The organism is Bacillus sp. SJS (assembly GCF_000732485.2).
GTDB classification, from domain to species: domain Bacteria; phylum Bacillota; class Bacilli; order Bacillales; family Bacillaceae; genus Metabacillus_B; species Metabacillus_B sediminis.
The window spans coordinates 529,383-554,468 of record NZ_JAQV02000031.1; the positions used below are offsets into that span (position 1 = coordinate 529,383).

Annotated in this window: 26 protein-coding genes and 1 riboswitch; of the genes, 2 read left to right on the top strand and 24 right to left on the bottom strand. The window is 44.8% G+C overall.

All coding sequences use genetic code 11. The annotated features are described in order from the left end of the window. Window positions 1-41: 41 nt before the first annotated feature. The 4 genes from AS29_RS20175 to AS29_RS20190 form a co-directional block, all read right to left on the bottom strand. Entirely contained in the window at window positions 42-1,244 is a 1,203-nt protein-coding gene (locus AS29_RS20175; protein ID WP_231889999.1) for a glycoside hydrolase family 88 protein, read from the bottom strand. 21 nt (window positions 1,245-1,265) lie between these two features. After that, window positions 1,266-2,093, bottom strand: coding sequence for a 5-dehydro-4-deoxy-D-glucuronate isomerase (kduI, locus tag AS29_RS20180; protein WP_035413286.1), 828 nt, complete (start codon window positions 2,091-2,093; stop codon window positions 1,266-1,268). Window positions 2,094-2,112: 19 nt separating this feature from the next. After that, window positions 2,113-2,865: a 2-dehydro-3-deoxy-D-gluconate 5-dehydrogenase KduD gene (gene kduD / locus AS29_RS20185; protein WP_051860871.1), complete on the bottom strand. Its 753-nt coding sequence runs from the start codon at window positions 2,863-2,865 to the stop codon at window positions 2,113-2,115. A gap of 333 nt (window positions 2,866-3,198) precedes the next feature. Beyond that, window positions 3,199-3,957 carry a DeoR/GlpR family DNA-binding transcription regulator gene (locus AS29_RS20190; protein ID WP_035413292.1) on the bottom strand — a complete coding sequence of 253 codons (759 nt, stop codon included), beginning with the start codon at window positions 3,955-3,957 and terminating at the stop codon, window positions 3,199-3,201. Between the two features lie 73 nt (window positions 3,958-4,030). Between AS29_RS20190 and AS29_RS20195 the strand changes: the two genes are divergently transcribed. Next, window positions 4,031-4,843 (top strand): type II toxin-antitoxin system SpoIISA family toxin, encoded by an 813-nt coding sequence (locus AS29_RS20195; RefSeq protein WP_035413295.1) that lies wholly within the window; start codon window positions 4,031-4,033, stop codon window positions 4,841-4,843. 134 nt (window positions 4,844-4,977) lie between these two features. On the opposite strand, the gene AS29_RS20200 is transcribed toward AS29_RS20195, so the two are convergent. The 17 genes from AS29_RS20200 to AS29_RS20280 form a co-directional block, all read right to left on the bottom strand. Beyond that, complete coding sequence (locus tag AS29_RS20200; protein WP_035413297.1) at window positions 4,978-5,946, bottom strand: sugar phosphate isomerase/epimerase family protein; 969 nt, start codon at window positions 5,944-5,946, stop codon at window positions 4,978-4,980. Window positions 5,947-5,967: 21 nt separating this feature from the next. Further along, window positions 5,968-6,999 carry a Gfo/Idh/MocA family protein gene (locus AS29_RS20205; RefSeq protein WP_035413299.1) on the bottom strand — a complete coding sequence of 344 codons (1,032 nt, stop codon included), beginning with the start codon at window positions 6,997-6,999 and terminating at the stop codon, window positions 5,968-5,970. Next, a complete protein-coding gene (locus AS29_RS20210; RefSeq protein WP_035413302.1) occupies window positions 6,996-8,039 on the bottom strand; it encodes a Gfo/Idh/MocA family protein in 1,044 nt (347 codons plus the stop codon). The genes AS29_RS20205 and AS29_RS20210 overlap by 4 nt, the downstream gene beginning before the upstream one ends. A 139-nt stretch (window positions 8,040-8,178) precedes the next feature. Beyond that, window positions 8,179-8,898, bottom strand: a complete 720-nt coding sequence (locus AS29_RS20215; RefSeq protein WP_035413304.1) for a ThuA domain-containing protein — start codon at window positions 8,896-8,898, stop codon at window positions 8,179-8,181. A gap of 54 nt (window positions 8,899-8,952) precedes the next feature. Beyond that, window positions 8,953-9,984 (bottom strand): LacI family DNA-binding transcriptional regulator, encoded by a 1,032-nt coding sequence (locus tag AS29_RS20220; RefSeq protein WP_035413306.1) that lies wholly within the window; start codon window positions 9,982-9,984, stop codon window positions 8,953-8,955. A 350-nt stretch (window positions 9,985-10,334) separates the two neighbouring features. Then, window positions 10,335-11,036: a hypothetical protein gene (locus AS29_RS20225; RefSeq protein ID WP_035413309.1), complete on the bottom strand. Its 702-nt coding sequence runs from the start codon at window positions 11,034-11,036 to the stop codon at window positions 10,335-10,337. 25 nt (window positions 11,037-11,061) lie between these two features. After that, on the bottom strand, window positions 11,062-11,484 hold the full coding sequence (locus tag AS29_RS20230) for a bifunctional adenosylcobinamide kinase/adenosylcobinamide-phosphate guanylyltransferase (RefSeq protein WP_035413310.1): 423 nt from the start codon (window positions 11,482-11,484) through the stop codon (window positions 11,062-11,064). Then, the gene (locus tag AS29_RS20235; protein ID WP_035413312.1) at window positions 11,436-12,056 is read right to left on the bottom strand and encodes a histidine phosphatase family protein; all 621 of its coding nucleotides are present in this window, start codon (window positions 12,054-12,056) and stop codon (window positions 11,436-11,438) included. The genes AS29_RS20230 and AS29_RS20235 overlap by 49 nt, the downstream gene beginning before the upstream one ends. After that, window positions 12,014-12,811 carry an adenosylcobinamide-GDP ribazoletransferase gene (gene cobS / locus AS29_RS20240; protein WP_035413314.1) on the bottom strand — a complete coding sequence of 266 codons (798 nt, stop codon included), beginning with the start codon at window positions 12,809-12,811 and terminating at the stop codon, window positions 12,014-12,016. The genes AS29_RS20235 and cobS overlap by 43 nt, the downstream gene beginning before the upstream one ends. Continuing rightward, window positions 12,808-14,304 (bottom strand): cobyric acid synthase, encoded by a 1,497-nt coding sequence (locus AS29_RS20245; protein ID WP_035413316.1) that lies wholly within the window; start codon window positions 14,302-14,304, stop codon window positions 12,808-12,810. The genes cobS and AS29_RS20245 overlap by 4 nt, the downstream gene beginning before the upstream one ends. After that, window positions 14,301-14,840, bottom strand: coding sequence for a bifunctional adenosylcobinamide kinase/adenosylcobinamide-phosphate guanylyltransferase (locus AS29_RS20250; RefSeq protein WP_035413318.1), 540 nt, complete (start codon window positions 14,838-14,840; stop codon window positions 14,301-14,303). Before AS29_RS20250 ends, AS29_RS20245 begins: the two co-directional genes overlap by 4 nt. Beyond that, window positions 14,834-15,898 (bottom strand): threonine-phosphate decarboxylase CobD, encoded by a 1,065-nt coding sequence (gene cobD, locus AS29_RS20255; RefSeq protein WP_035413321.1) that lies wholly within the window; start codon window positions 15,896-15,898, stop codon window positions 14,834-14,836. Before cobD ends, AS29_RS20250 begins: the two co-directional genes overlap by 7 nt. Continuing rightward, window positions 15,873-16,820 (bottom strand): adenosylcobinamide-phosphate synthase CbiB, encoded by a 948-nt coding sequence (gene cbiB / locus AS29_RS20260; RefSeq protein ID WP_035413323.1) that lies wholly within the window; start codon window positions 16,818-16,820, stop codon window positions 15,873-15,875. The genes cobD and cbiB overlap by 26 nt, the downstream gene beginning before the upstream one ends. Then, window positions 16,813-18,276, bottom strand: coding sequence for an adenosylcobinamide amidohydrolase (locus AS29_RS20265; protein WP_035413325.1), 1,464 nt, complete (start codon window positions 18,274-18,276; stop codon window positions 16,813-16,815). The genes cbiB and AS29_RS20265 overlap by 8 nt, the downstream gene beginning before the upstream one ends. 16 nt (window positions 18,277-18,292) lie before the next feature. After that, entirely contained in the window at window positions 18,293-19,321 is a 1,029-nt protein-coding gene (locus tag AS29_RS20270; protein ID WP_035413327.1) for a FecCD family ABC transporter permease, read from the bottom strand. Beyond that, on the bottom strand, window positions 19,284-20,255 hold the full coding sequence (locus AS29_RS20275) for an ABC transporter substrate-binding protein (RefSeq protein ID WP_035413328.1): 972 nt from the start codon (window positions 20,253-20,255) through the stop codon (window positions 19,284-19,286). Before AS29_RS20275 ends, AS29_RS20270 begins: the two co-directional genes overlap by 38 nt. A 183-nt stretch (window positions 20,256-20,438) precedes the next feature. Further along, a riboswitch (cobalamin riboswitch) is annotated at window positions 20,439-20,623 on the bottom strand. A 105-nt stretch (window positions 20,624-20,728) separates the two neighbouring features. Next, window positions 20,729-21,346, bottom strand: coding sequence for an NUDIX hydrolase (locus AS29_RS20280; protein ID WP_035413330.1), 618 nt, complete (start codon window positions 21,344-21,346; stop codon window positions 20,729-20,731). Window positions 21,347-21,634: 288 nt separating this feature from the next. On the opposite strand from AS29_RS20280, the gene AS29_RS21855 reads away from it, so the two are divergent. Beyond that, entirely contained in the window at window positions 21,635-21,766 is a 132-nt protein-coding gene (locus AS29_RS21855; protein ID WP_231889994.1) for a protein YkpC, read from the top strand. 116 nt (window positions 21,767-21,882) lie between these two features. Here the strand turns inward: AS29_RS21855 and AS29_RS20290 are convergent, their stop codons facing one another. The 3 genes from AS29_RS20290 to AS29_RS20300 all read right to left on the bottom strand — a co-directional run bounded on the left by AS29_RS20290 (window position 21,883) and on the right by AS29_RS20300 (window position 25,053). Continuing rightward, window positions 21,883-22,416, bottom strand: coding sequence for a hypothetical protein (locus AS29_RS20290; protein WP_035413334.1), 534 nt, complete (start codon window positions 22,414-22,416; stop codon window positions 21,883-21,885). A gap of 71 nt (window positions 22,417-22,487) precedes the next feature. Further along, complete coding sequence (gene abc-f, locus AS29_RS20295) at window positions 22,488-24,194, bottom strand: ribosomal protection-like ABC-F family protein (protein ID WP_035413336.1); 1,707 nt, start codon at window positions 24,192-24,194, stop codon at window positions 22,488-22,490. 268 nt (window positions 24,195-24,462) lie between these two features. Beyond that, on the bottom strand, window positions 24,463-25,053 hold the full coding sequence (locus tag AS29_RS20300) for a TetR/AcrR family transcriptional regulator (protein WP_035413338.1): 591 nt from the start codon (window positions 25,051-25,053) through the stop codon (window positions 24,463-24,465). Window positions 25,054-25,086: the final 33 nt, after the last annotated feature.

The window sequence follows — 25,086 nt, forward strand, 5'->3', positions numbered from 1 at the left end:
CACAGCCAATCTTAAAAGAAGCAGCTGTTAGACAGCTGCTCTTACCAATACAGATTCCAGTTTTTCTTCAGACGGACGAGGCCTTCCATATAATAATAGTCACCCCACAAATTCCCTTCGTCCACTCCCAGTTGTTCAGGCTTTGCATATACTCCATGCAAGATGAGAGCATTTGATTCAGGATGATTTCTTGTTGAGTAGCCCTCATAAAGATCTCTCAGCATCGCGGAAGCAGCCTGGCCATAATAGCTTCTTAATTCTTTGTCCGTTGTGTGCTTTGCCAGTTCGTGCAGTCCGCAGGCCGCAATGGCCGTTGATGAGCTGTCCTTTTCCTCCCCGCTTCCATCTGTAAAGGCAAGGTCCCAATATACGACACCGTCGGCCGGGGTCCGATTCAAAAAATAATGGGCAAGCTTTTCAGTCAATTCCAGGAATTCGAGATTATTGGTATAGACAAAGCTTAACGGGAAGCCATAAATTCCCCAAGCCTGGCCCCTTGCCCAGCAGGAATCATCCCGGTATCCCTGATGTGTTTTTCCATACTTCGCTTCTCCCGTTTCCGTATCAAAGAAATAGGTGTGGTACGTAGATGCATCTTCCCTTACAATCCACTTACAAGCATTGAGTGCGTGCTTTTCCGCAGCCATTTTGTAACGAGAATCTCCCGTAACCTCTGCGGCCCAATACAGTAAAGGAAGATTCATGAGACAATCAATAATAATCCGGCCCCTTTGTTTCGGATCATTCAAGTCTCCCCATGCCTGGATAATACCTGCACTTTCAAAATAACGAGTCATTAAATGATCTGCTGCCAATAGAGCTGCCTTCTTCGCTGTTTCATTTCCTGTCAGCTTATAGCCGCTAACACAGGAAAGCGTATACAGAAACCCAAGGTCGTGATGATCGCAGTCCAGTTTCTGAATAATCCGGTCATAAAAACTTTCAACATGAACTTCTGCTGCTTTCCGGTACTTTTCATCTCCAGTTATTTCATAAGCAAGCCAGATGATACCGGTCCAGAAGCTTGTGGTCCATCCGAAGTTGCCGCCTCTCATTTGATCGCTTTTTTCAGGCTTGCGGGGGTAATACAGGCCCTCTACCGTCGTGTCATCGGGGAAAATATAGGTGAACGGCTCCAGGTTCGCACTGATTTTTTCCAGAGCCTGAGCCAAAGCCTTATCTACGAAATCAGGTGAACCATCTAAAGCTTTGTACCGGGTTATTTTTATTCCTTCATTGACCACATTCAAGAATCCGTTCCCTCCTTATCGCAAATCACTCATCGAGACTTGTTCCATGTCATCAAATGTATAATTTTCACCAGCCATTGCCCAAATAAATGTGTAATTGCTCGTGCCGATACCTGAATGGATCGACCAGCTTGGAGAAATAACAGACTGTTCATTCTTCACAACTAAATGCCTTGTTTCAGAAGGCTCGCCCATGAAATGAAAAACCCTGGTATCGGCTTCCATATCAAAATATAAATATACTTCAGAGCGGCGGTCATGAATATGTGCTGGCATTGTGTTCCACATGCAATTGGGTGCCAAAAGCGTCATCCCCATCATCAGCTGCGAGCTTTGCATGCCTTCCGCATGAATATACTTATAGATCGTCCGTTTATTGGAGTTTTTCTCATCGCCCAAATGTACGGGAGTTGCATCATTGATCCCAATTTTAACCGTCGGATATTCTTTATGCGCCAGAGAAGATAAAATATAAAACCGGGCCGGATTCTTCTGATCTTCACTTGAGAGCACCACTTCATTTTTTCCGAGCCCCACATAAAGACAGTCTTTTTGATCTAAATGATATTCTTCTCCATCCACTTTAATGGAACCCGGTCCGCCTATATTAATGAGTCCGGCTTCTCTTCTTTCAAAAAATGCCTTTGTCTTAATATCAGGCTCGATCAGAGTCAGAGGCTCTCTTACAGGAACAGCTCCGCCAATCAGCATCCTGTCTTCATGGGTATATGTGAGCTTCAGCTGATCATCTTCAAACAGCGACTCAATTAAAAAAGCATTTCTTAGCTCTTCTGTCGTATAACGTTTCGTTTCTTCTTTGCTTGCACAATGTCTCGTTTCCATTTTTCCCTCTCCCTGTTTATTAAAAATTTAGCCATCCTCCATCAACCGCAAGTATGTGACCGCTTACATAATTGGAAGCATCCGATGCAAGAAAAACAACCGGTCCCTTTAAATCTTCTGGCAATCCCCATCTCCCTGCCGGAATCCTGGATTGGATAAATGCGCTGCGCTCCTTATCCTGTCTAAGCGCTTCTGTGTTGTCTGTCTCCATATAACCCGGAGCAATCGCATTTACACAGATTCCCTTTCCTGCCCACTCGTTTGAAAGTGCTCGTGTCAAACCTGCTACCGCATGCTTGCTTGCCGTATAAGCAGGTACGCGGATTCCGCCTTGAAAAGAAAGCATGGAGGCAATATTAATGATTTTACCGGAGCCCCGCTCCAGCATATGCCTTCCTGCTTCGGAGCACAGCTGAAACACCGCATCCATATTCAAATTGTTGACTGCTCTCCAATCCTCCATTGAATAATCCTCAGCAGGAGATCGCCGGATCATACCGGAGTTATTGACAAGAATATCAATTTTCCCTTTTTCCTCAATGGCCTTTTTAATCAGATTGGTCCGCTGTTTTTCATCTGATAGATCCGCTTTGATTCCCATAAATGATCTTCCAAGACTCTCAATCTCTTTTTGCACAAGGGACATATCACTGATTCCAGCACCGATAATGTCTGCACCTGCTTCTGCCAGTCCAAGCGCCATTCCCCTGCCGAGACCGCGGCTTGCCCCTGTCACAAGAGCCACCTTTCCATGTAGAGAAAATTGCGGCAAAAGAACCCCTCCACTTCCTATTCATGTTCATATTTGTATCTTTATGTTCGTTTTTATTAGTTTAGCACACTGGGAAAAAGAGGGATAGTGAATTTTGGAAGTTTTTGAGATTTCCAAATATAGCAGAAAACCTAAAATACCGGCTGACATCCCGTCATATTTTAGGTTCCTAATCGTTTCGCCCTATTTATTTCCCTCATGAGATCTAAGCGATTAACTGATATTTATATGATTACCTGGTTTCTCATCCGGCACCTATTCTCTTCCCTGGAATATCTTCTTGCATCCGTCATTTCAGTTTACAATTCACCTATAGGTGTCCTGATTTAGAGGTCATTTTCCATAACAGACTGGAATGCCCATTCTCCCCAGCTCTTTTTTCCAGGCTTCCGGCAATTCATTATTTGTAATCACTTCATCGAGAATATCAAAATCAGCATATTGAATTAATGCCGTTTGTCCAAATTTTGTATGATCTGTTACGAGAGCAACATGATCCGCAAGCCTGATTATTCTTTTTTTGTACTCTGCCTGAGCATGACTGAAAACAGTAAGGCCGTTTGATAAATCAGCTGCTGTTGTCCCCAGAAACAGCTTTTTAACTCTGAGTTTCTGCATGGCCTCCTCTGCAATGGGCCCAAAAAGACTGGCCGATCCGGGAATTCTTCCTCCACCCGGCATGATCAGCTGAACTTTTTCTGCTCCTAATAGAGTGTGCGCGATTTTGATATCGTTTGTTAGGACGGTTATTTTCCGGTGGATAAGCAGCTTGGCAAGCTCGAGCATCGTGCTCCCGCCATCCAGAAATATGGTATCCTCTTCTTCTATTCTTTCAGCTGCAGCTTTTGCTGCCAGCTTTTTTTCATATAAAAAGCTGGCTTGTCTTTTTTCGACAGGCAGCATTCCCGTACTTTCAGGTAAGATCGCTCCCCCGTAAATCCGTTTGAGCAATCCTTTATTTTCAAGCACAATGAGATCCTGCCGGACGGTTTTTTCCGTTACGTTTAGGCTAATGCTCAGTTCAGTTACCTTCACCATTTTCTCTTTTTCAAGGGTTTGAATGATTTTTTCATGACGTTCTACAAAATGCATGGACTTTTTCGCCCTTTCTCTATCATCTTTCTGCCTCCCGTCCAATAAATATGGTTAGGAAGGGGGTATGCGTATGTATGTACAGTGGCTGTTTCTAATCATGGTCCTCTATTCTGCCGCCGCTATCGTACTTTATATGATAAACAGATCTGTCTACTCTTCCCTGCTGCAGGCCTTAAGAAAATGGCTGTACGCACTATTTTTGCTGTTTCTTTCCGTGTGTTTCTTTTTTCAAATACTATCTATGAAGGATTGGCCTCTTATCCTCCAGCTCGCAGCTGCTGCTGTCTTTATTGATCTTAGCATTTTTCAGACTCCCAATATCCAAAAAATCGGATCAGCCGAATTTAAGCATAGTGAATGGATTGAACAAACCATTCAGCATAATGAGCGGACTCTGGAATATATGAGGAAAAAATCAACTGCGTTTTCGCTCATTATACAGGAGGAAGAGGACTTGATGCCAAAGGAATCGTCCCTCCAAAGCTTTGAAGATTATGAGAGATCCATAACTGCATACGTGGAAATTTACACAGATCAATTTGACTTTCATGTGAAGCTTTATCATCTTGTCGGGGATGATGATTATCATTTTACCCAAAGCATCCACCAGGTGCTGGGACGTCTGGAAACCATTTTTAATATTTCCATCAACGATAAACAGCACGTTACAGACCAGCTGAAACAGGCCCGGGTCCATTCATTTAATGAAGAAACGGTGGCCGTGATCCCCATTTACGGACACTACTCGTATCTGCTTATCCTCTCAGCCAGAGAAAATTCAGTCATGGAAATTGACACCCTGCATGTCATCAATTTAGTTAAGATATTGGAGTGGCGGACACAATCGAAGAAGAGTGAACCTGGAAGTCTAATGGCGGAGTAAGCTTTATATTAGATAAGGTATTTTAGAATATGCTGAGGATCATGCAGCTTAAATCCATTACTTTGATCACCCAGATGACATTTCCGCCTGTAAAAAAGGACAGCTCCTAATGACAAGGGCTGTCCTTTTTGTTATTATACCCACCACATATCAGCAGGTTTTTCTTCAATAAGTACGGATTGCAGATTGGTTACGGCTCGTTTGAAGCCTTCTTGGATACTCATGATCGGGTCTTCGTGCTCGATGCTGACCACGTAATCATATCCGTATGTGATCAGCGTGCTGATCATGCGGCCCCATTCATCATTGCTATGGCCGCAGCCGACAGAGCGGAATGACCAGGCTCTGGAACGGACTTCGCCGTAAGGCTGCATGTCAGTTAAGCCGTACATGTTGACGTTTTCCGGGTCAATATGGGTGTCTTTAGCATGGAAATGGTGAATGGCGTTTTCTTTAGCAAGAATTTTAATCGCTGCTACCGGATCAATTCCCTGCCACCAAAGATGGCTTGGATCCAGGTTTGCGCCAATCGCATCACATGTTTTTTCACGAAGCTTGAGCAGGGTGTACGGTGTGTGAACCAGAAAACCGCCATGAAGCTCGAGTCCGATTTTCACATGATGCTCTTTTGCCAGTTCCCCAACCTCTTTCCAATAAGGAACAAGCTTATTTTCCCACTGCCATGTCAAAACATCGCCGTATTCATTCGGCCATGGAGTCACGGGCCAGTTCGGATATTTTGCGTCTTCGGATTCACCTGCTGTTCCGGAAAAGCAGTTGACAACCGGAACCTCGAGAAGCGAAGCCAGTTTGATTGTTTTTCGAAGAGTTTCATCCGATTCTGCTGCAAAAGCACGGTCAGGAGAAATCGGATTGCCGTGGCAGCTGAAAGCACTGATCGTCAGTCCGCGGCTTTCTACTTTTTCTTTATACTGCTTTCTTGCTTCTTCGCTGGACAAAAGCTCGTCCAAATTGCAGTGAGCATTTCCCGGATAGCAGCCTGTCCCGATTTCGACCGCATGCAAACCCGCTGCTTGGACGGTATCAAGCATTTGCTCGAATTCCATATCGGAAAATAAAACAGTGAAAACGCCTAGTTTCATATCTCCCACTCCTTTTATGCTCTATTCTTTAATGGTAATCTTACCGCTTTCGTAGATCGCATCGATTACTTCAGAAACCTGCATCGCTTCCTCAGGCTGAACAATCAGCTCTTCTTCATTAAAGCAGGCAGCAATAAAATTCTTAGCCTGAAGAATTCCGGGATCCTCTTCTCCAGGAATCCAGGCTGGCTGACTATTGAACAGCATGTTGTATTTAGTTGTGTACAATTCCATTGGAAAAACACTGATCCCGCCATTTACGCCTGAAATGCTGAGATGTTCCTCATCATCACGGATGTTCGTTGCCCAGGACGTTTCAAATAGCATCGACGTACCATTCTCGAAGCGAATATAGGCCGTCACATGATCATCGACGTTAAACCTTTGATGATCATAATGGCCCCACAGGTTTACCTGATTCGGTACTTTGCTTAACGCATTGTAAGTGCTGCCTGTTACATCAATTATTTTCGGATTGCCGATCAGCCAAAGGGCTAGGTCAAGCAGGTGGCAGCCGTAATCAATTAAGCTGCCTCCTCCTTGAAGCTCCTTGTTTGTAAAGACTCCCCAGCCCGGAACTTTTCTGCGCCTTAGAGCTTTTATGCGGACGACTAGAGGTGTACCGATTTCCTCGGTGATCATTACTTTCTTAGCTGCCTGCGATTCCTTCATATACCGGTAATGGTAGGCGATAGCAAGCTTTCTCTGGCATTCTTTAGCCGTTTCAATCATTACTTTGCATTCGGCAGCTGACAGCGCCATCGGCTTCTCGCATAGTACATGAACTCCTGCCCGGAGCGCGGCAATGGAGATCTCTGCATGAAATTTATTCGGTGTACATACGACTACTGCATCTACTTCAGGAAGCATTTCAGTATAGTCCCCAAAAAACTGAGGAATCCCGAACTCTTTTGCTACATCTTCTGCACGATGGACATTAATATCGCTCACAGCTGTAATTTCTGCCTGGTCTGAAAAGTGCTGAAAGGATGGAATATGGCGTCCCGTAGCAATGCCTCCTGCTCCAATGATGCCAATCCTTAGCTTTTTCATGCAATAACGCCCTGGCTTATCGACACAATTTGCTTTGTTTCACTGGATTCCATAGCAGCTAAAATCACTTCAAGCGATTTTTTTCCTTCTTCCCCAGTAACCAGCGGCAGCTTATCCTCGACGATGCAGTCAACGAAATGATTGACAACTTTGGAAATGACTTGACCGCCTTCTTCATTTGACTGAATCTTGCCAAGCTCAAATTTTGCGATTTCACCATTTGAATATTGAATGACCAAGCTGTGAACAGGATCATCCTCCAGGCGGATAATTCCATTTTCACAATAAATGATGGTGGAATTGTCCTCCTTACCTGTATAAGACCAGCTCGCGGTTAATGTACCAAGTATCCCTGATCCTGTTTTCAATACACACACCGCATTATCGTCCACATCTCCGAACGTTTTTGCACTCGTTTGAACGAATGCTCCCACTTCCGTAAATTCTTCTCCAAGCAGGTAGCGCATTAAGTCTGTTTTATGAACACCCAAGTCTCCCATTGCACCAATAAAAGCTTCTTCTTTTTTGAAGAACCAGCTGTCTTTTCCATCGATGCTCCATGCTTCAGGTCCAGGGTGGCCAAATGCTGTACGGAAGCTGTAGATTCTTCCCATTTCACCGGATTCAATCAGCTTGCGTGCTTTTTGATGAGCAGCAGTAAAACGCTGATTGTGAGCGATCATGAGCTTTTTGCCTGATTCCTTTTCAGCAGCAATCATTGCTTCAGCGTCTTCTTTTGATGTGGCCATCGGCTTTTCGCAAAGAACGTGCAATCCGGCTTTAAGCGCTGCAATAGATACAGGAGCATGAAGGTAGTTCGGTGTGCAGACACTGATTGCATCTACCTTGCCGCTGTTAATTAAGTCCTGATAATCAGTATAGGCAGCTGCTCCGTAGATAGATGCCATTTCGTTTGCGCGCTCCTCGACGATGTCGCATACGGCTGTAATTTCTGCAGTATCCAGGACTGCATATTCAGGCAGGTGGCGGTGGATGGCAATGCTTCCGCATCCTACAACACCAATTCTAATTTTTGTCATGTGATGGTTCCTCCTCAAAATGGATAATATTTATTCTGGCTCATTGGAAAAATTGCTTCCGGCAAAGCTTCATGATGCAGGTATTCCTAAGCAGGTTGGGTTCAATAAGCCTATGAATACACAACCGGCTTTTCTACCTTTATTTTACTGTGATTTTTTCAAGCGGCTGTGCATTACCGTATACCGGTTTTTCACGATCGGCAGGGGCTGCCCAGCGTACTGCATTTCCAATTACTTTTTGAATGTCTTTATTGTGATAGGTTGGGTATGTTTCATGGCCCGGACGGAAATAGAATACTTTACCGCTGCCTCTTTTATACGTACAGCCGCTTCTGAATACTTCTCCGCCTTCAAACCAGCTCATGAAAACAAGCTCGTCAGGTGCTGGAATGTCAAAGTGCTCTCCATACATTTCCTCTTTTTCAAGTTCGATGTACTCGCCGATTCCATCTACGATTGGATGGCTTGGCTCAACTACCCACAGACGTTCTTTTTCGTCAGCTTCTCTCCATTTCAGGTCACAGCCTGTACCCATTAGGGATTTGAAGATTTTAGAGAAATGGCCAGAATGAAGAACAATCAGTCCCATTCCGTCTAATACCCTGTTTTTCACTTTTTCTACAATTACACTGTCTACTTCTTCATGCGCAAGATGCCCCCACCAGATCAAGACTTCTGTGCTGCGAAGAACGTCATCTGTTAAACCGTGTTCCGGCTCATCCAATGTGGCTGTCTGGACACGGTGGCCCATTTCTTCAAGAAATCCCGCAATGGTTCCGTGGATTCCGTCTGGATAAATGGATCGCACTTCCGGGTTTTTCTGTTCATGACGATTCTCATTCCATACTGTTACATTCATTTCCTGCACCATCCTTATGTATTTTTCTATCAATTAACCGGCTGGGTTAATCGTTTACGTAATCTGCATAGTTGACTCTCTTATTGCGAGCTCAACCGGAAGGACCTTTTTAGTGAGCCCCTGCTCCTTTTGAAAAAGAGCCGAGAAAATCATTTCAGATGACTGAATTCCTTTTGCCAAAATATCCTGCCTTACTGTGGTCAGACTTGGAGATAGATACTGACTGACATTTAAATCATCAAATCCGACTATTGAAAAGTCCTGAGGAATTCTTTTTCCCATTGAAGCAAATCTTCTCATGATTCCTAGACACACAATATCAGAAGTAGCGAATACCGCCGTAATGGGCTCTGAACTGTCCAGGATGCTTTGTCCGGCATCCAGTGAGGCTTCAAGCGTACTGTTACCGCTCTCAAAAATCAGTTCTTGTTTAAACGGAACGCCAAATTCCTTCAGTGCCCTTTTGTAGCCTTTAAGCCGCTGTTCATCAACCGGGCTGTTTTTTGCTTCTGCAACAACCATGGCAATGGATGTGTGACCAAGTGAAAGCAAATGTGCGGTCGCCTGATAGCCGCCTTCCTCGTCATCGATATTCATCGTGTGATAGCTGCCTTCCGGTACATCATATGTATCTACCAGAACGATTGGAATAGCTATATGGCGGGCCAGCTCCTCTGCGATGGAGCCTGATGCATTCATGACAATCAGTCCATCCAGATTCCTTCTCTGAACCCATTGGCTGCATTCATCTGCCACACCGATTCCTGCCAGGAGAATATCATACCCGTAACCCCGGGCTACACTTTCGACTCCGCTGATAAATTCATTATAATAAAGATTTGTCTGGAATACCGGCAATAAGGAGTCCTGATTTAAAATTTTAAGCAAGCCGATCAGCTTGGATTGCTTTTTAGAAAGACTGATGGCTGTCAAATCGGGAAGATAGTGAAGTTCCTCAATGGCTCTGCGGATCTTTTCCTTCGTTTCTCCCGAGACCTTATTTTTCCCGTTCAGGACATAAGAAACAGCTGCGCTGGAAACGCCGGCATGTTTGGCAACATCCTTAATCGTGACTTTCTTTTTCATAATTCCTCCTAGTTAACCGGTTAACTCCACTTACATACTAAACGATTTATTTTCGAAAAACAATCTTTATTTTTCTAAATATTTAAGTTTTAGAGACCGCTTCCATTCTATTAAACACTTATCCTCATTTCTCTATTTTTAAATAGGCAGAAATCCGGATATTTTTCACGGTGATTGACATATAAATATAACATGATGAGCGGCAAGGGAGAGGTTCGGCTATGGAGCAAAAAAATAAAAAAAACAGCTTTAAAAAAACAAAAAAATTCACGACAGCTGACCTGGGATATAAGGTATCAGAGGAAAATCAGAAGCTTTTGAAGATGCTGAAAAACTTAAAAAAAGCCTGATCATTCTGTGAGGGAAACAGGATGAAACAGACCTTTGCAAACATTCATTAATTCAGTATTATACGCTTTGTCGTATGACATAATGACACAGGACGCAGGCCCGGCCGATTTGTGTATATCAAGCTCGCATTCTATGAACCTGGCATGCGGGCTAAGGATTTTTATCTCATGGACAATCCCTTTTGATCCTGCTGGTATCAGTTCATATACAGCTGGATGTGCCAGCAGCTTGAGAAAAAGGGGAATAGAAATCATTTGATCTTTTCTATCAAGCACTTCAGAACCTACAAGCGGCTGTCCGATCACTGCAAATCCGGCCCCGTTTGGAGTGTGGCCAGTTCTTACATTGGATGCTTTACCAAGAACCATTATTCCAAGTGCCGACTGAATCATCTTCATATTGCTTTCGGTACTGCCTGATATGGACACTTTGCCAATTCCCGCTTCATCCAGCAATTCTCTGCAAGCCCCTTGAATGCGTTCCCATGCTTGCTCTCCGTTAAAGTTATGCAGCATGATGGAAAAAGGATATGCCCCTGCGGACATGCATTCCATCAGTGCTACCCTCAATGTGTGCTTTGCCACCGTTTCCAGGGGGGCATGAACCTGATCCTCTGCCTTTTCGCCGATAGCCCCCGCATTATCTGATGCTGCAACGAGCCACTCATCTTTAGAGAGCTGGAATGTTTCGATATCCCGCATATTCTACATCCTTTCGCCATTCCTTTTATTTCAAAGGGGTTTGAATGCCGTACCAGATCAGATCCGCCTGAACGGACTTCCGCATAATTTCCTGGTAGATCCATCCCGTTACATCTCTCCAAAGCCTGTTTTCCGCTTCAATTGGGACAATTCCCTTTGAAATATCCGAACCGATCAGGACAAGCCTTCTGCCGTGAGCATGTTCTTCCCATTCCAGCCACCTGCTGATTGCAGCCCGCCATTGACCGGAAGTCTCTTTACCCGTTTGAAGGACGTCTTCCCGAATATATTGTTCAAGTCCTTCAATGACCGTAACCTGTCTGAAGTCTTGAATTAAAGGGTCTTTTTTATAGGCACTGATCCATAAACCTTCCTCTTCCTTCCACCAGCTTTGCTCTCTTACCCATTGAGCCTTGCCGTTGCAGGCACCGCCCGTAACGAAGTGCATGGTTCTCGCCTCCTGAATGAATCTTTTGTCCAAATCAATTCATATCCCGCTCCTGGGCTTATCGTCCATTCCCAATAAGGCCGCCCATCCCCGGACAGTAAAGTTAACAGCTGTCTAATCGGGCCGCCATGACTGACGATCGCCGCTGTTTCAGCTTCCTCATCAAGCAAGGATTCACGGACTCTTTCCCACCCATTCATCACCCTTTTTTTAAATACCTGCAAGCTTTCACCTCCTGGAGGAGCGTGTTCTTCCATGTTTTCAAGCCATAGCTGATAGTCTCGATCATCCTTTAATTCCACGTATGTATGACCTTCCCAGCTGCCGAAGTGATATTCCTTTAAATCATCGATCACCCTTTGCTTTAGTCCCGGAAAGAGCAGGCTTGCCGTCTCATTTGTCCGGAGCATTCCGCTTGTAAACAATGCGGCAGGTTCAGGGAGGCTGACTGCAGCCAAGGCGGATTGCCCTTCCCAGGATAAGGAATCGTCAGTCCAGCCAATATAGGCATTCCGGCTGTTTTTTTCAGTCAAGCCATGGCGAAGTAATGTAACAGCCACAAACCCATCCATAACCACGTTTCCCCTCCTTCAGCTGAAGCTCCGAGCAAATCTCCGGTCACACCGCCGAATTCTTTTTTAAAAAAAGCTTTTGCTGCAATCGTAAAACCTAGAATCAGGGCAGCAAGCATAGCAAGATACAGAGATAATAAAGGCTCGGCCATATAAAAAACTGCGGCCGCCGCCAGTAAAGCCGTGAAGTACGTCCGCAATACCTTATTTCTTTTCAAATCCTTTTGAAAGAAATAGGCTAACCCCTCTGACTTTACGGATGGAACGGCCGCGAGGAGTGCCCCCATTCCCATTCGGGATAGCATTGGAATAGCTGACATCAGGAAATAGTCTCTCCACTGCAGTCCTTCAATCACTTCATAAATAAAAAGAAATCGTGCTGCCAGTAAAATGATAACAGATAGAACTCCGAAGGCTCCTGTCCGGGGGTCCTTCATAATTTCCAGCCGCTTTTCCCTGTCTCTATATGAAAAATAAGCATCACTCGAGTCCATCCAGCCGTCAAGATGCAATCCTCCGGTCAGTAAAATGGCTGCCATCCAAATGATGAATGCGGCAGCGGGCATTGAAAATGGAGTGAACGTCAGGACAAGCCATAGCAATCCAGACAGGACAGCACCGATTAACAGACCTACGAACGGAAGCCATTGAACGGCATAAAGGACTCTTTTTTCATCCAGCTCAAAGGATCTTTTTACTGGAACAGCCGTAAAAAATTGGATAGCGATCAGTATGCCTTCTGTTCTCTTCTTCACTGCTCACACCCGCCTTCAGCCATGCACATCAATTTCTCCATGTCCAAGTGCTTTTCAACTTGCTCTGCAAGCAGATTGTAGCGTAGATCCTTCACCGCTTCCAGATTCAGTTCCGCAGCTGGTTTCAGCCCTTTAGCCTTGCGAAGCCTGTTGAGCCATGCGGTGCGGAAGCTGTCGTTGTAAAACAGATGATGCATATAGGTTCCAATGATCGAACCGGACACCGTTCCTGCATCGCCATTGCCACCTGGAAACTCAAGAAATGGATAGATGCTTTCGCTCTTTGTTACCCCCATATGTATTTCGTACCCGTCCACCGGTATTCTCCCGAGGCCGCAGTTCTCAGCTGTAAATCCTTTTCTGCGGGTCGTCTCTTTAATCATCCCGAATTCAGTAGATACTGGCAAAAGCCTCAAGCCAACTGCGCTCTCTCCTTGTTTTCCAGTATCGGTTCCATAAGGATCTGCCAGCTTTTCACCAAGCATTTGATAGCCCCCGCAAATTCCAAGCACCGCTTTTCCTGCATCAGCATGGGCCTTAATCGACTCGCCAAGTCCGTTGTCCTGAATCGTTTTTAAATCTGCCAGTGTGCTTTTGGTGCCTGGCAGGATGACAGCATCGGGATTCCCAAAATCAGAAGCTTTCGCGACGAATCGGATTCGTACATCCTTTTCATATAAAAATGGTTCAAAATCCGTGTAATTAGAAATGCTGGGAAGATGGATCACAGCTATATCCACGCTATAGACGGTTTTTTCAGGGAAAATGGAGGCTATAGAAAGGGAATCTTCTCCTTCAATCATATGACCATGCAGAAAAGGAATAATTCCGAGTACCGGCAGACCCGTCTGTTCTTCAAGCCAGTCCGCACCATCCTGAAATAGTTCGAGATCTCCTCTGAACTTATTAATAATCAGCCCTTTTACCCGATTCCGGTCATCCGGACTAAGAAGCGCAAGCGTACCGACGATGCTTGCAAAAACACCGCCCCGCTCAATATCGGCTACCAAAATAACCGGCAATTCAGCAAGCTCGGCAACCTTCATATTAACAAGCTCCCGGTCATTTAAATTCACCTCTGCCGGAGAGCCTGCTCCTTCTGCAATAATATAGGAATGTCTTTTACTCAGTTCATCCAGTGACGTCCGAATCGCCTGCAAACCCTTTTGGTAGTAGTCGGTACGGTATGCCATACCTGATAAAACACAATCCCTCTTTCCAAACAGGACGACTTCTGCCTGCATGTCACTCGAAGGCTTGAGCAAAATTGGATTCATATATACAGTTGCTTCCTGGCCCGCAGCCTCAGCCTGGACTCCCTGGGCCCTGCCAATCTCCATCCCATCTGCTGTTACATATGAATTATTGGACATATTCTGGGATTTGAATGGAGCCGTGTTCAGCCCTTTGTTGAAAAAAATCCGGCAAAGGGCGGCAGTAAGCAGGCTTTTGCCTGCATCGGAGGAGGTTCCTTGAAGCATTATCCCTTTCACTCTTTTTCCCCCTTTTTCAAAATGGGCACCCCGTTTTCCACCATGTATGCCTCATCCGCTTCCTTCACAGCAGCCTGATGAAGTCTTCCGAGAACTTTTATGTATTCCAAAACAGCCCCCTCATAAAGATGGGCATCATATGACAGCTCATTTGAAACAGCAATCAGCATACCGCACGATTGGCGGAGCCTGCGAATTCCCATCATCATATGATTTACTGGATCTTCTGGGGGATCGGGGGCAAACATTTCATTATTCAGCCAAGTTGTGAGGCAATCCAGGACAAGGATATCATCACGGCTGAAGTGAGGAGCAAGCTCATGAAGATTCCGCGGCTTCTCAAACGTCTCCCATGATTTCTGATAGTCATTGCGCTTTAATTGATGCATGGCAATCCTAAGCTCCATTTCCTTGTCTGTAGCCCGTCCTGCGGCAATATAATTTAATTTCCCATTGCCTGCTGCAGCTTCCTCTGCAATCCGTTCAGCAAATGATGACTTGCCGCTCCTTACTCCTCCTGATATAAAAATCAGCATCCCTTCCACTCCTTAAGCGCCGCAATAAGCGCTTGATTCTCATTGGGCAGCTTCACGGCAATCCGGAGATAGTTTCCGTCCAATCCGGCAAAATTTTCTGTATGCCTTGTGACGATGCCTTTTTTCAGCAGATAGGGGTAAAGTTCTTTTTCCTTTGGCGCTGCAATCAAATAATAGTTGGTTGAGCTCGGGTAAACGGTCATTCCAATGGAAAGAAGCTCATGTTTCACTTTTTCCCGTTCAGAAGCGATCCATCCTCTCGTCTTCTCAGCATGATCTGTATCCTTTGCACAGGAAATCCCCATTCTCTGCGCCAGTGCATTCACACTCCAGTGCGGCTGTCTTTTCTTTAGCTTTTTAATTATAGGAGCGGATGCCATCACATAGCCAAGCCTGATTCCAGCAAGAGCATACATTTTGGTTACGGATCGTAAAATAATCAAATTCGAAAAACGGCAGAGGTCCCCTGCAAGTGAATGACTTTCCGCAGTGAAATCGTAAAATGCCTCATCACAGATAATAAGGGTTTCTGTTTTTTCTGCCTGTTTGATTACCTCAAGGAGCAGAGCGCGGCTGTAGACTCTTCCAGTCGGGTTACTTGGATTGCAGATAAAGACAGCTTTTTTTCCTTGCATCTTCTTAAAAATACGTTCATCAAGGTCCCAGCCATTCTCCTCTCTCAAAACAAGTGAGTCGATGACTGCACCTTGCACCTCCAATGCCTGGCGGTATTCCGAAAAAGCTGGTTCTGTAATCAGCACCTGTTCATCCTTTAACAGCTGGGCCAAAATAAAAATAAGTTCTGCCGCACCGTTCCCGGGCAGGATGCACTCTGCCGGGAGCTGCTCTTTTTCAGAAAGTGCCTGCACCAAAGCCGCTGCTTCAGGATCAGGATAATCGTAAATATCCTGCAAATAATCCAGCCAGTTTTCTTTTATAAAAGGCGGCGGACCAAGGGGGTTGATATTTACGCTAAAGTCTATGATTTTATCCGGAGGAATCATATGGAGACGATGATACACATGCTGCGGATTAGAACCATGATGGGGTAAATTCAACAAGCATTCCTCCTATCCATAACAAAACAATAAAGGCAGCTACCGTCCTTTCCATAATCTCAACAGACTGAATGATATGGATCCTTTTCAATGGCCTTTCCGGCTTTCCCATTCTTGCTCTGTCTGATTGGACACCTTGATAAAAGTTGATGCCGCCAAGCTCAATATGAAGCATAAATGCAACAGCTGCTTCCCCCCATCCGCTATTTGGGCTTGGATGTTTTTTTGCATCCAGGGATACTTGATTCCAAAACCCAAGCTTACCGTGAACCAGCAGCATCATAAAGGCCGTTATTCTTGCAGGTATCCAATTCAATCCATCATCGAGCTTTGCGGAAGCCCAGCCAAATTCATGATACCGCTCATTTTTATAACCGACCATTGAATCAAGTGTGTTAGCAAGCCGATAAAAAATGGCCAAGGGAGCTCCGCCGGCTGCCGCCCAAAATAGCGGTGCTGTCACTCCATCACTTGTATTTTCTGCAACCGTTTCGACCGCTCCTCTCACGATTTCGCTTTCGTGAAGGTCTTCTGTATCTCTGCCTACAATATAGGACAGTTTCATCCGGGCTTCGTCAATCAAACCGGACCTTAATGGTTTTTCCACTTCCAATGCTGCTTCCTTTAAGCTTCGCTCTGCGATTGCAGTAAAGATAACCGCTGCTTCGAAAAGAACACCTGCCGCAGGATGAAGAGTGTAGCACAATTCTTGTAAAACAATCACCGCAGCGACGACCGCCGCTGAGAGAATCAGCACCATCATAATCCCTTTTATCTTCCTGTATTCCCCTTTATTCAGCCTCTTTTCCAATAAAGCAATCATTGTACCGAACCACCTGACAGGGTGGGGCATCTTTGGGGGATCTCCAAGGAGCCGATCAAGGAGATATGCAATACTTAAGGCAAGCAGATGATTAAGCATGTCTTTTTTTCTCCAAATACCGGCCGACGGAATCGATTGTACAATCATACACGCTTTTTCCAATAGCCCTGCCAAGCTCTGTTGCAGGACCGCCGTAAGGCAATTCCTGTCCCTGCTGGGTAGCGGCAATCAGAACACTGTCCGTCGTTGTTCCAGTAGCCAGGGTTTTCGTTACAGGGTCTTGAATAAACCGGTCTGCCAAAGCCCTCGTTTTCGCTTCTGTCGCTGTAATTACAGCTTGGATGAATGCTTCCTCTGAGCAGATTCCATTTACAAATACCCATGTGTTGATCGTACCTTGGGAAGCACTCAGTCTGTCCATTCCACTCGAAGCATCTGCCGCATTGCCTGTTCCGGCAGTCACGACTGTCAATATGGAAAAGCCCGCGAGCTCGGTCATTTTTACACTGACATCCTCCAGCTGAACCGCCGTCATCATCCCAGCCGTTTCATTCGGATCAAAGCCTTTTGACTGAATGAAACGGATTAAATCCACCTGTGCATGATCGGTGCTGTAATTTAGATCTACATGTCTGTTTAAAAAGGTCGTATACCAGCCAATACCAGCATGAACAACAGCAGAAGACAGCGTTTTTAACGGAATTGGTGATTTTAAAGCGATGTATTCAGGGTGAATAGACAGCCATTCCTCTGTAATCCTGACTTGCTTTTCCGGGCTTCCCGGGGAATCCAGAATGACCTGCGGGCTTTGATGGGACGGATGATAATGGCGTTTAACCTCTGCGCTGTATACCTTTTTTAATGTTCGCTCCTGCAGCGCTTCATAAGGTGTCCCGATATCTGAAATGGCTCCTTCGCTCAAAAGCATCACTCTGTCGCAATACAGGCTGGCCATATTCAAATCGTGGAAAATAGAAACAATCGTTAAGTTCCGTTTTTTTGTCCAGCTCTTTAAACGTGAAAGAAGACTTTGCTGGAATGCAAGATCTAAATGATTCGTCGGCTCATCCAAAAGCAAAATATCCGGATCCTGGGCAAGTGCCTGAGCCAAAAAGACGCGCTGCTGTTCTCCACCGCTTAAGCTCTGGATTGAACGCCCGGCAAATCCGGCGACCCCTGTATCCTTCATCGCAAGCTCCACAAGCTCTTCATCCTCAACTGTCCACCTTGGAAGAATCCTTGCCTGATGGGGGTAGCGTCCAATACTGACCGCTTCCTTTACCGTCATGTCAAACGCTGTCTGGGTAAGCTGGGGCAGAACAGCCATCACCTTCGCCAGTTCTTTGCTGGAGTATGCCGTTACGTTCTTATTTTTTATCATGATTTGTCCTTTTGTCACCGGCAGAATGCCTGATAGCATCTTCATCAATGTCGTTTTCCCGCTGCCATTAGGTCCGAGAATACCGAAGAACTCCCCTTCCTGGACGGAGAAACAGATGTTATTCAATATGTTTTTTTGATGATATCCGCCAGCAATATTTTGAACTGAAATCATATATTAACCTCCTTTCCTACGAACTTCTTTTCTTAGCTGCCAGAATAGCGGCAAAAACCGGGGCTCCGGCAATTGCGGTGATAATCCCAATTGGAAGCTCTACCGGTGAAATCACCGTCCTTGCCAGCAAATCAGTCAAAATCAGAAATCCTGCTCCGAATATCATCGATAATGGAAGCAAATGGCGGTGATCACTTCCGCACAGGAGCCTCGTCATATGAGGAATAACAAGTCCGACAAAACCAATCGTCCCGGAAACAGCAACCGCAGAACCCGTCAGCATTGAAGCGGAAATAATGATAAGAAATTGCTTCCGTTTCACATTAACTCCAATATGGCGCGCCCGGTCCTCTCCGAAGGCAAATGCATTCAATTCTCTGCTGTGCATAAGAAGCAGAAATGCACCAGCAGCTGTAAACGGCAAAATCATATGTACATATGGCCAGCCTCTCATCGAAACACTGCCAAGAAGCCAGTTCATTACCTGCCTGAGCTCCTCTCCGCTCAAAGCGATGATCAGGGAAATGAAAGAACCTAAAAACGAGTTAAAGATAATCCCTGCTAAGATCATCGTCTCCATTGACGTTCTCCTCTGGGCGAGATAAGCAAATCCAAGGACACCAAACATGGTCAGAAATCCGGAAGCGATGCTGACGATTGGCAGGGAAAAACTGCCGAACGCCTGGAATCCAAAATAAATAACACTAACTGCTCCGAGAGATGCACCCGAGGAAACTCCGAGTGTATAAGGATCGGCTAGCGGATTTCTCAGCAGCCCCTGAAAAGCGGCACCTGATAAAGCAAGTGCCGCCCCTACAAGGCCTGCGAGGAGAACACGCGGAATACGAATCGACATTAATATATTTTCATTTGTCTCAGAAGCCGCATTTCCGCCTAATAGAACAGAAACAATTTCAGCTGGAGAAATAGCTGCAGTACCAATAGAAACGGCAGCTAAAAAGGCGACCGCTAAAAAAAGGATCGCCAAAGTATATTGAAAGATACGGTTATTTTGTAAAAACGTCCGGATAGATTGAGTGCGCAAGTTCTTCTACTCCTTCAATTAAACGCGGACCCGGTCTTGTAACTTTATCCGAATGCACGTCAAAAACTGCTTTATTTTTGATTGCGGCAACACTCTCCCAGCCTTTCCGGCTCATCACCTGTTTAATGGGATCCGGACTATAATAGCCATAGGTCGTCACAATGGTATCTGGATTCAATTTAACAATTGCTTCTTCGGTCATTTTCGGCCATCCGCTTTGTGCTGCCGCAGCATTTTCAGCTCCGACCGTCGTTAATATGTCATTAAGGAACGTGTCTTTGCCTGCTGTATAGATTTCGGGTGAAGGAGAAACCTCTACGAACACCCTTTTTCTTCGATCATCCGGGATGCTCGCTGCTTTTTCTTCGATATTGGCAAGATCCTTTTTCATTCCATCAATCATTTTCTCAGACTTCTCACCTTCTCCCGTTGCCTTCCCGATCATTTCCATAGACTCATAAACTTCTTCGAAACTTTGTGCCTCATTGACCACCACTACATCAATTCCTGCATCCTTCAGCTGTTTCAGTCCATCAGCGGAATTATGCGCCCCTGATTCATGTGCCAGCACCAAATCAGGCTGAAGGCCAATAATTTTCTCAACATTAAAATCCATTCCGCCGACTTTTTCTTTCCTAAGAGCTTCTTCCGGATAGTTATCGTTATCGGTTACGCCAACAACTTTATCTCCCAAACCCATAGAAAAGATAATTTCCGTATTGCTCGGAATTAGAGAAACAATTTTCTTCGGCTCATCTTCAATTGTCACTTCTGAATTGGATGCATCTTTTATTTTAATTGGAAATTCTGTTTTGTTTTCCTGTGATGCCTGCTGTTCCTTTGTTTTCTCAGGTGCTGCAGAATCAGATGCGCAGCCTCCTAAGACGCCCGCTGTCAAAAGCAGCGCTGTTAAAGCAGATAAGTACTTATTCATTTTTTTATCCCCCGTAATCATTCTTCAATTGCGTTGCCGTCACCAGCTCAAGCTTGGCTGGATTTCCTGAAAAACAAAAAACACCTCCCTGGCAAAAGGAGATGACGGTTCATGTTATGTAGACTGCATAAGCCAATAAGAGACTTTCCTGTCAACGTTAACACCATCCTATCCTCGTAGGTATGCGGTGACGAGGTGTGAGGCAGGTCTCCTGGCTCATGATCATCGCTCCCCGCTCCTTCCCATGCATTGCCGCACAGTGGATTAAGCAGGTCACTCCCATTTACAGTGGCGGGACCGCGCCGGAGTTTAACCGGCTTCCCTTTTAAGCTGACAAAAAAATCAGCACCTACACCTTATCGATATGAATATTTCGTACACGAAGTATTATACACAACCTTAAGCCTCATGTCAGTCGCTTTCTATTAACTTATGAAAAGGAAAAAGCAGCAGACAGCTGCTTTTCACAGTCGTTAATCAAAGTACACCTGTTTTTCTGCATCCCATCCATACTCAAACAAAATTCTAATCTGGCTTTCTGTAATTCTGCCAACAGAAAGTTCAGGAAGTTCATCCAGTCCAAAAAAACCTGCATCCAATGTCTCAAAACCAGTTGTGAGCTTGCCCCCTATTTCTTCACACAAAAAGAAAAGCTTATAAATATGATAGGCTCCAGGCGGATGAGGATGGCACTTCTTGTCCATCACCGCAATCAGCCTTACTGGCTTAACTTCTAACCCAGACTCCTCAAATGCCTCCTTTGCTGCATTTTCCGAAGGACTTACCCCGATATCCGCCCATCCTCCAGGCAGGGACCAGCGACCATCCATCATCTCCCGAACGAGAAGGATCTTGTTGTCTCTAAAAACAACTGCTCTAACATCCACTTTAGGCGTCTGATAGCCTGTTTCGTTTGCGAACAATTCTGGAAGCTTTTCCATCGGCACTTCGGTATATTGGGCCATAATCTCCTGACTCAGCTCCCTCAGACGCTCAAACCGCTCTATATCAAATTGGTCCTTTGAATAAGCAAGACCCGCCTGTGAAAGAGACTGAATCTCCTTTGCCCATGTTACCCACTTTGGCTCCATGATTCTCCTCCTATCCCTATCCTCTATTTGCATTGTATCCTATGTAAGGATGACATGCATAGACACGGCTTTTGATGAAGGGCTTAGCGGAATATCATCACCAAACCATTTCTCTCGTTGAGTAATTTTTATAGATTGAGTAACCGCCTTCTTATGGGACCTAGTTTCAGTTCGGAACAGGTATATTTCCCCATTTTTCAAAAAGAAGAGGTTTATCCCTTTCCAAACAGCTTGTCCCCGCTTTATATTGGTGAAGGATTTCCTATTAATGAGCGGAGGGTTCAAAAGATGAGAGATATGGGCAGAAGAATAGTGATTAGTCTGGTGCTGGCAGGGATTATACTGGGGGGAATGAGTGTATCGTTTGCCAATTTGCCGGACGAAGATCAGCGGGAAGAAAATTTAATTGTCCGCCCTTAAGTCGGTTCTCAAACTAAAAAGAGCAGCCGGGATCCTGATCCCGAACTGCCTTCTTCCTTTAAGTTAACGTAACAATCAGGCTGCACTGACAGATACCCGCTTTTTCTTACTTTCCATTATATAATCCCTTTTGAATCCTTTGGCCCCTGTTCAAGAAGGGGATCATTTTGGATGATAAGATGGGCTGTTTTTTTGGGCTCATCAATGGTTTCGTGTATTTTCTGTGCTCCGGATTTCCACTCAATGTTAACCTGGCCGTCTGCGTATTCCCGTTCCTTCGCTGTGTGTTCAGTGCAGTCTACCCAGATGGACGTGTCGAATAAATGGTGAAGTGTATTTTTCAGCAAAAATGCACCGCTTATAATAACGATATCTAGCTCTTTATGAAGCTTTGCTTTATTAATAGCCGTCTTTCCTTTACAATAGGGCATGGATTGTTCGTACCAGCTTTTGGCCGGATTTTCAGGATCAATATCCACCGGCTCCTCCGTTAATTCCTCTAAATGAACGAGAATCCCCTGTTTTACAAGTTCCCCCTGAAGTACCCGGGCCTGTGTCTCAAATCCTGATCCGGCCGTTCCGCTAACCGCAATGATCACCGGTTTTTGATTTGGTAAAATTCCCATCACCCGTTCGACAATTGTTTCCATATTCATCCCCCGCTATTTTCGGACATGCTTATTGAATCGATTGTACCATTAGGATCGAACAATGTCTTACTTCACCTATTGTTTAGGTCTTTTTTTCTGCTCATAAGCAGCTTAAAGCTATTATCGAGCTCTGCATACTCCGGATCTCCCGGCTGCAGCAGGCTTAGCTTCCCAAGTACGGCAGAAAGTTCGGTCTCAAGAATCAGAAGCTGTTCCTTATCATCCTGGGATTCGTTTAAAGAATCTTTTTTCTCCCATTCATTTAAAGTCATTTCATATCTGCGAATTACCTGATCCTCTTCGATGACCAGCAGACAATCAGAGAGCTTCTCCAAAAAGTAATAATCATGGGAGACAAGGAGTAATGTCCCAGAAAACAGACGGAGTGTTTCCTCCAGCTGCTCTCTTGACGGAAGATCGAGGTGATTAGTCGGTTCATCTAAAATGAGCATATCAAGTTCCTGCAAAAGGAGCCCGATTAATTTCACCTTTGTTCTTTGTCCAAGACTGAGCTCTTCAATTTTTCGGTCCATCATCTCCGCTAATCCCAGATGGGCACTCATGTCCATTGCCCGGCTTATTAGATACCGTTCCGTTAAACCGAGGGCTTGAATCGGAGTCAAATTTGCGTTTAAGTCTTCTACCTCCTGGCTCAAATTGCCGATTTTAAGAGAATGGCTGAACCATATTCGGCCTTCAGAGAGCTCCTCTTTTCCTAATAAAATGTTTAGAAAAGTCGTTTTTCCGCTTCCATTCGGTCCGATTAGTGCTGCTCTTTCTCCATGTTTCAAATAAAAGTGACTTTGATGAAACAGCGTTCTTGAACCAAATGCTTTTGCCGCTCCAGTCCCTTCAAGAACTCGTTTCCCGCGCTTTTGGGAAGCAGAAAAATCAAAATAAACGCTCGTATCTTCTTTAGGCTTTTCTACTTTATTCTTTTCCATTTCGGCATTCAGCCGTTTCATTTTGGATCGGATTTGGATGTCCATTTTCTTTGCTTTCACTCTTTGAGTTTCTTTATAGCCCATAGGAAGCTTCTCATTCGTCTTGCTCTTGGTGGAATCCCTGTGAGCCTTCTCGGACCAGCTCTTTAAGTTCTCCATCTGGCCTTCAATCCGTTTTTTATATCGCTGCTGCTTTTCATAATCCCTCTCTTGAATCTCAAACCTGCGCTGCTTCTCTTTCCTGTAAGCTGAGTAGTTCCCCTCATAGGAAATGAGCTTTCCATCGTCGAGCTCTTCAATTCTCGTTACGGTTTGATCAAGAAAATAACGATCATGAGAAATAATCAGGACCGTCCCGCTGAATTGCTGCAGTTCTGACGTCAGCCATTTGATTCCCCGCAGATCCATATGATTCGTCGGTTCATCCAGGATAAGCAAATCCGGATTCCCTTGAAGCACATTGGTCAACGCGACCTTTAATTTTTCTCCGCCGCTTAAATGCCGCCTTTCACGATGCCCTTCCAGTGAACCAATTCCGAGCATTTTTGCGGATTTCAGCCATTCCTTAGAATGCTCCTGAACCTTTAAACTATCATCCGTATAATCAACAGACTGCTGCAGATAACCGATTTTTACTTTTTTGCTGAATCCATCTATATAGCCTTCATCCATTGGGAGGATACCGGCAAGAATTTTTGCAAACGTTGTTTTTCCCGTCCCGTTGTACCCGGCAAGACCAATCCTGTCCCCCAAAGCTATATCTAAATCTAAACCCTTTAAAACATCCCGTTCTCCAAAGCTTTTATTTATATTTCTTATTTTCATCAATAGCATACGCAGCACATCCCACTCTTTTTTGAATACAAAAAAACCTCTCAGGAACCTGAAGAGGATGACGAATGCCGTATTCAAAAAAAGCCTATGCCAAAAAAACTTTTGACGGCTTTTGAATGAAAAATGGGCGCACGAATCCTACTCTCTTTTGGTTCCTTTTTATTAAAGAAACGTCAGAAAATAAGATTACAGCTTCATTGGCCCAAATTCATTCCCTTCTGCAAATAGTACATTTAGTATATTCAGAAATCACTTTAACTGTCAACCATCATTTACAAAGAGATTGCAAATGATGGCGGACAACTCTGCTCATTTTTCTAGGACTGCACTCATCCGGTCTGATCACACCATGAATAGCTAATCCATCAATTAAAGCAAACAGACGCTCAATCTCTATTTCTGGATCCAGGTTTTCCTTTGCCAAACCTAATGTCATTAGCCCTGTAATGATCAGGGTAACTCCTCTCTTTATTTCATCATATAATTCAGCGCTATGCGGAGCCAGCTCACGGTCAGTAAAAGCTTTTGCGATAAACGCAAACCAAACCTCCGTTTCCGTTCTCCTTTCATCATTCAGCGGAAGGGCTTCTTCCAGCAGCATGGCCATATCTTCCATATGGTCACCTGAAAATACAGCTCCTTCTGCTCTTTTTCTTATTTTTTCTGATATAAACTTCATCGTAAACACAATCAATTCTGATTGAGTGGAAAAATAATGCCGCATCGATCCTGGTGAAAGACCGGCTTCTTTTGCCACATTCCGGACTGAAACCTGCTCCATTCCATCTCTCGCAACAATTCTCCATACTGCTTCGGCTATTTTTTCTTTTTGTTTTTCATGATCTACAAATTTAGGCATAGTTCAAGTTTATCACATATTGCCTTTTTAATA

Bases quoted from the DNA above. Each gene is read 5' to 3' on its own strand.
- kduI (WP_035413286.1), bottom strand. From the start codon at position 2,093: ATGGAAACGAGACATTGTGCAAGCAAAGAAGAAACGAAACGTTATACG.
- AS29_RS20190 (WP_035413292.1), bottom strand. From the start codon at position 3,957: ATGCATTTTGTAGAACGTCATGAAAAAATCATTCAAACCCTTGAAAAA.
- AS29_RS20195 (WP_035413295.1), top strand. From the start codon at position 4,031: ATGTATGTACAGTGGCTGTTTCTAATCATGGTCCTCTATTCTGCCGCC.
- AS29_RS20200 (WP_035413297.1), bottom strand. From the start codon at position 5,946: ATGAAACTAGGCGTTTTCACTGTTTTATTTTCCGATATGGAATTCGAG.
- AS29_RS20205 (WP_035413299.1), bottom strand. From the start codon at position 6,999: ATGAAAAAGCTAAGGATTGGCATCATTGGAGCAGGAGGCATTGCTACG.
- AS29_RS20210 (WP_035413302.1), bottom strand. From the start codon at position 8,039: ATGACAAAAATTAGAATTGGTGTTGTAGGATGCGGAAGCATTGCCATC.
- AS29_RS20215 (WP_035413304.1), bottom strand. From the start codon at position 8,898: ATGAATGTAACAGTATGGAATGAGAATCGTCATGAACAGAAAAACCCG.
- AS29_RS20220 (WP_035413306.1), bottom strand. From the start codon at position 9,984: ATGAAAAAGAAAGTCACGATTAAGGATGTTGCCAAACATGCCGGCGTT.
- AS29_RS20225 (WP_035413309.1), bottom strand. From the start codon at position 11,036: ATGCGGGATATCGAAACATTCCAGCTCTCTAAAGATGAGTGGCTCGTT.
- AS29_RS20230 (WP_035413310.1), bottom strand. From the start codon at position 11,484: ATGCACTTCGTTACGGGCGGTGCCTGCAACGGCAAGGCTCAATGGGTA.
- AS29_RS20235 (WP_035413312.1), bottom strand. From the start codon at position 12,056: ATGGATGGGTTTGTGGCTGTTACATTACTTCGCCATGGCTTGACTGAA.
- AS29_RS20250 (WP_035413318.1), bottom strand. From the start codon at position 14,840: ATGCTGATTTTTATATCAGGAGGAGTAAGGAGCGGCAAGTCATCATTT.
- cbiB (WP_035413323.1), bottom strand. From the start codon at position 16,820: ATGCTTAATCATCTGCTTGCCTTAAGTATTGCATATCTCCTTGATCGG.
- AS29_RS20265 (WP_035413325.1), bottom strand. From the start codon at position 18,276: ATGATTTCAGTTCAAAATATTGCTGGCGGATATCATCAAAAAAACATA.
- AS29_RS20275 (WP_035413328.1), bottom strand. From the start codon at position 20,255: ATGAATAAGTACTTATCTGCTTTAACAGCGCTGCTTTTGACAGCGGGC.
- AS29_RS20280 (WP_035413330.1), bottom strand. From the start codon at position 21,346: ATGGAGCCAAAGTGGGTAACATGGGCAAAGGAGATTCAGTCTCTTTCA.
- AS29_RS21855 (WP_231889994.1), top strand. From the start codon at position 21,635: ATGAGAGATATGGGCAGAAGAATAGTGATTAGTCTGGTGCTGGCAGGG.
- AS29_RS20290 (WP_035413334.1), bottom strand. From the start codon at position 22,416: ATGGAAACAATTGTCGAACGGGTGATGGGAATTTTACCAAATCAAAAA.
- abc-f (WP_035413336.1), bottom strand. From the start codon at position 24,194: ATGCTATTGATGAAAATAAGAAATATAAATAAAAGCTTTGGAGAACGG.
- AS29_RS20300 (WP_035413338.1), bottom strand. From the start codon at position 25,053: ATGCCTAAATTTGTAGATCATGAAAAACAAAAAGAAAAAATAGCCGAA.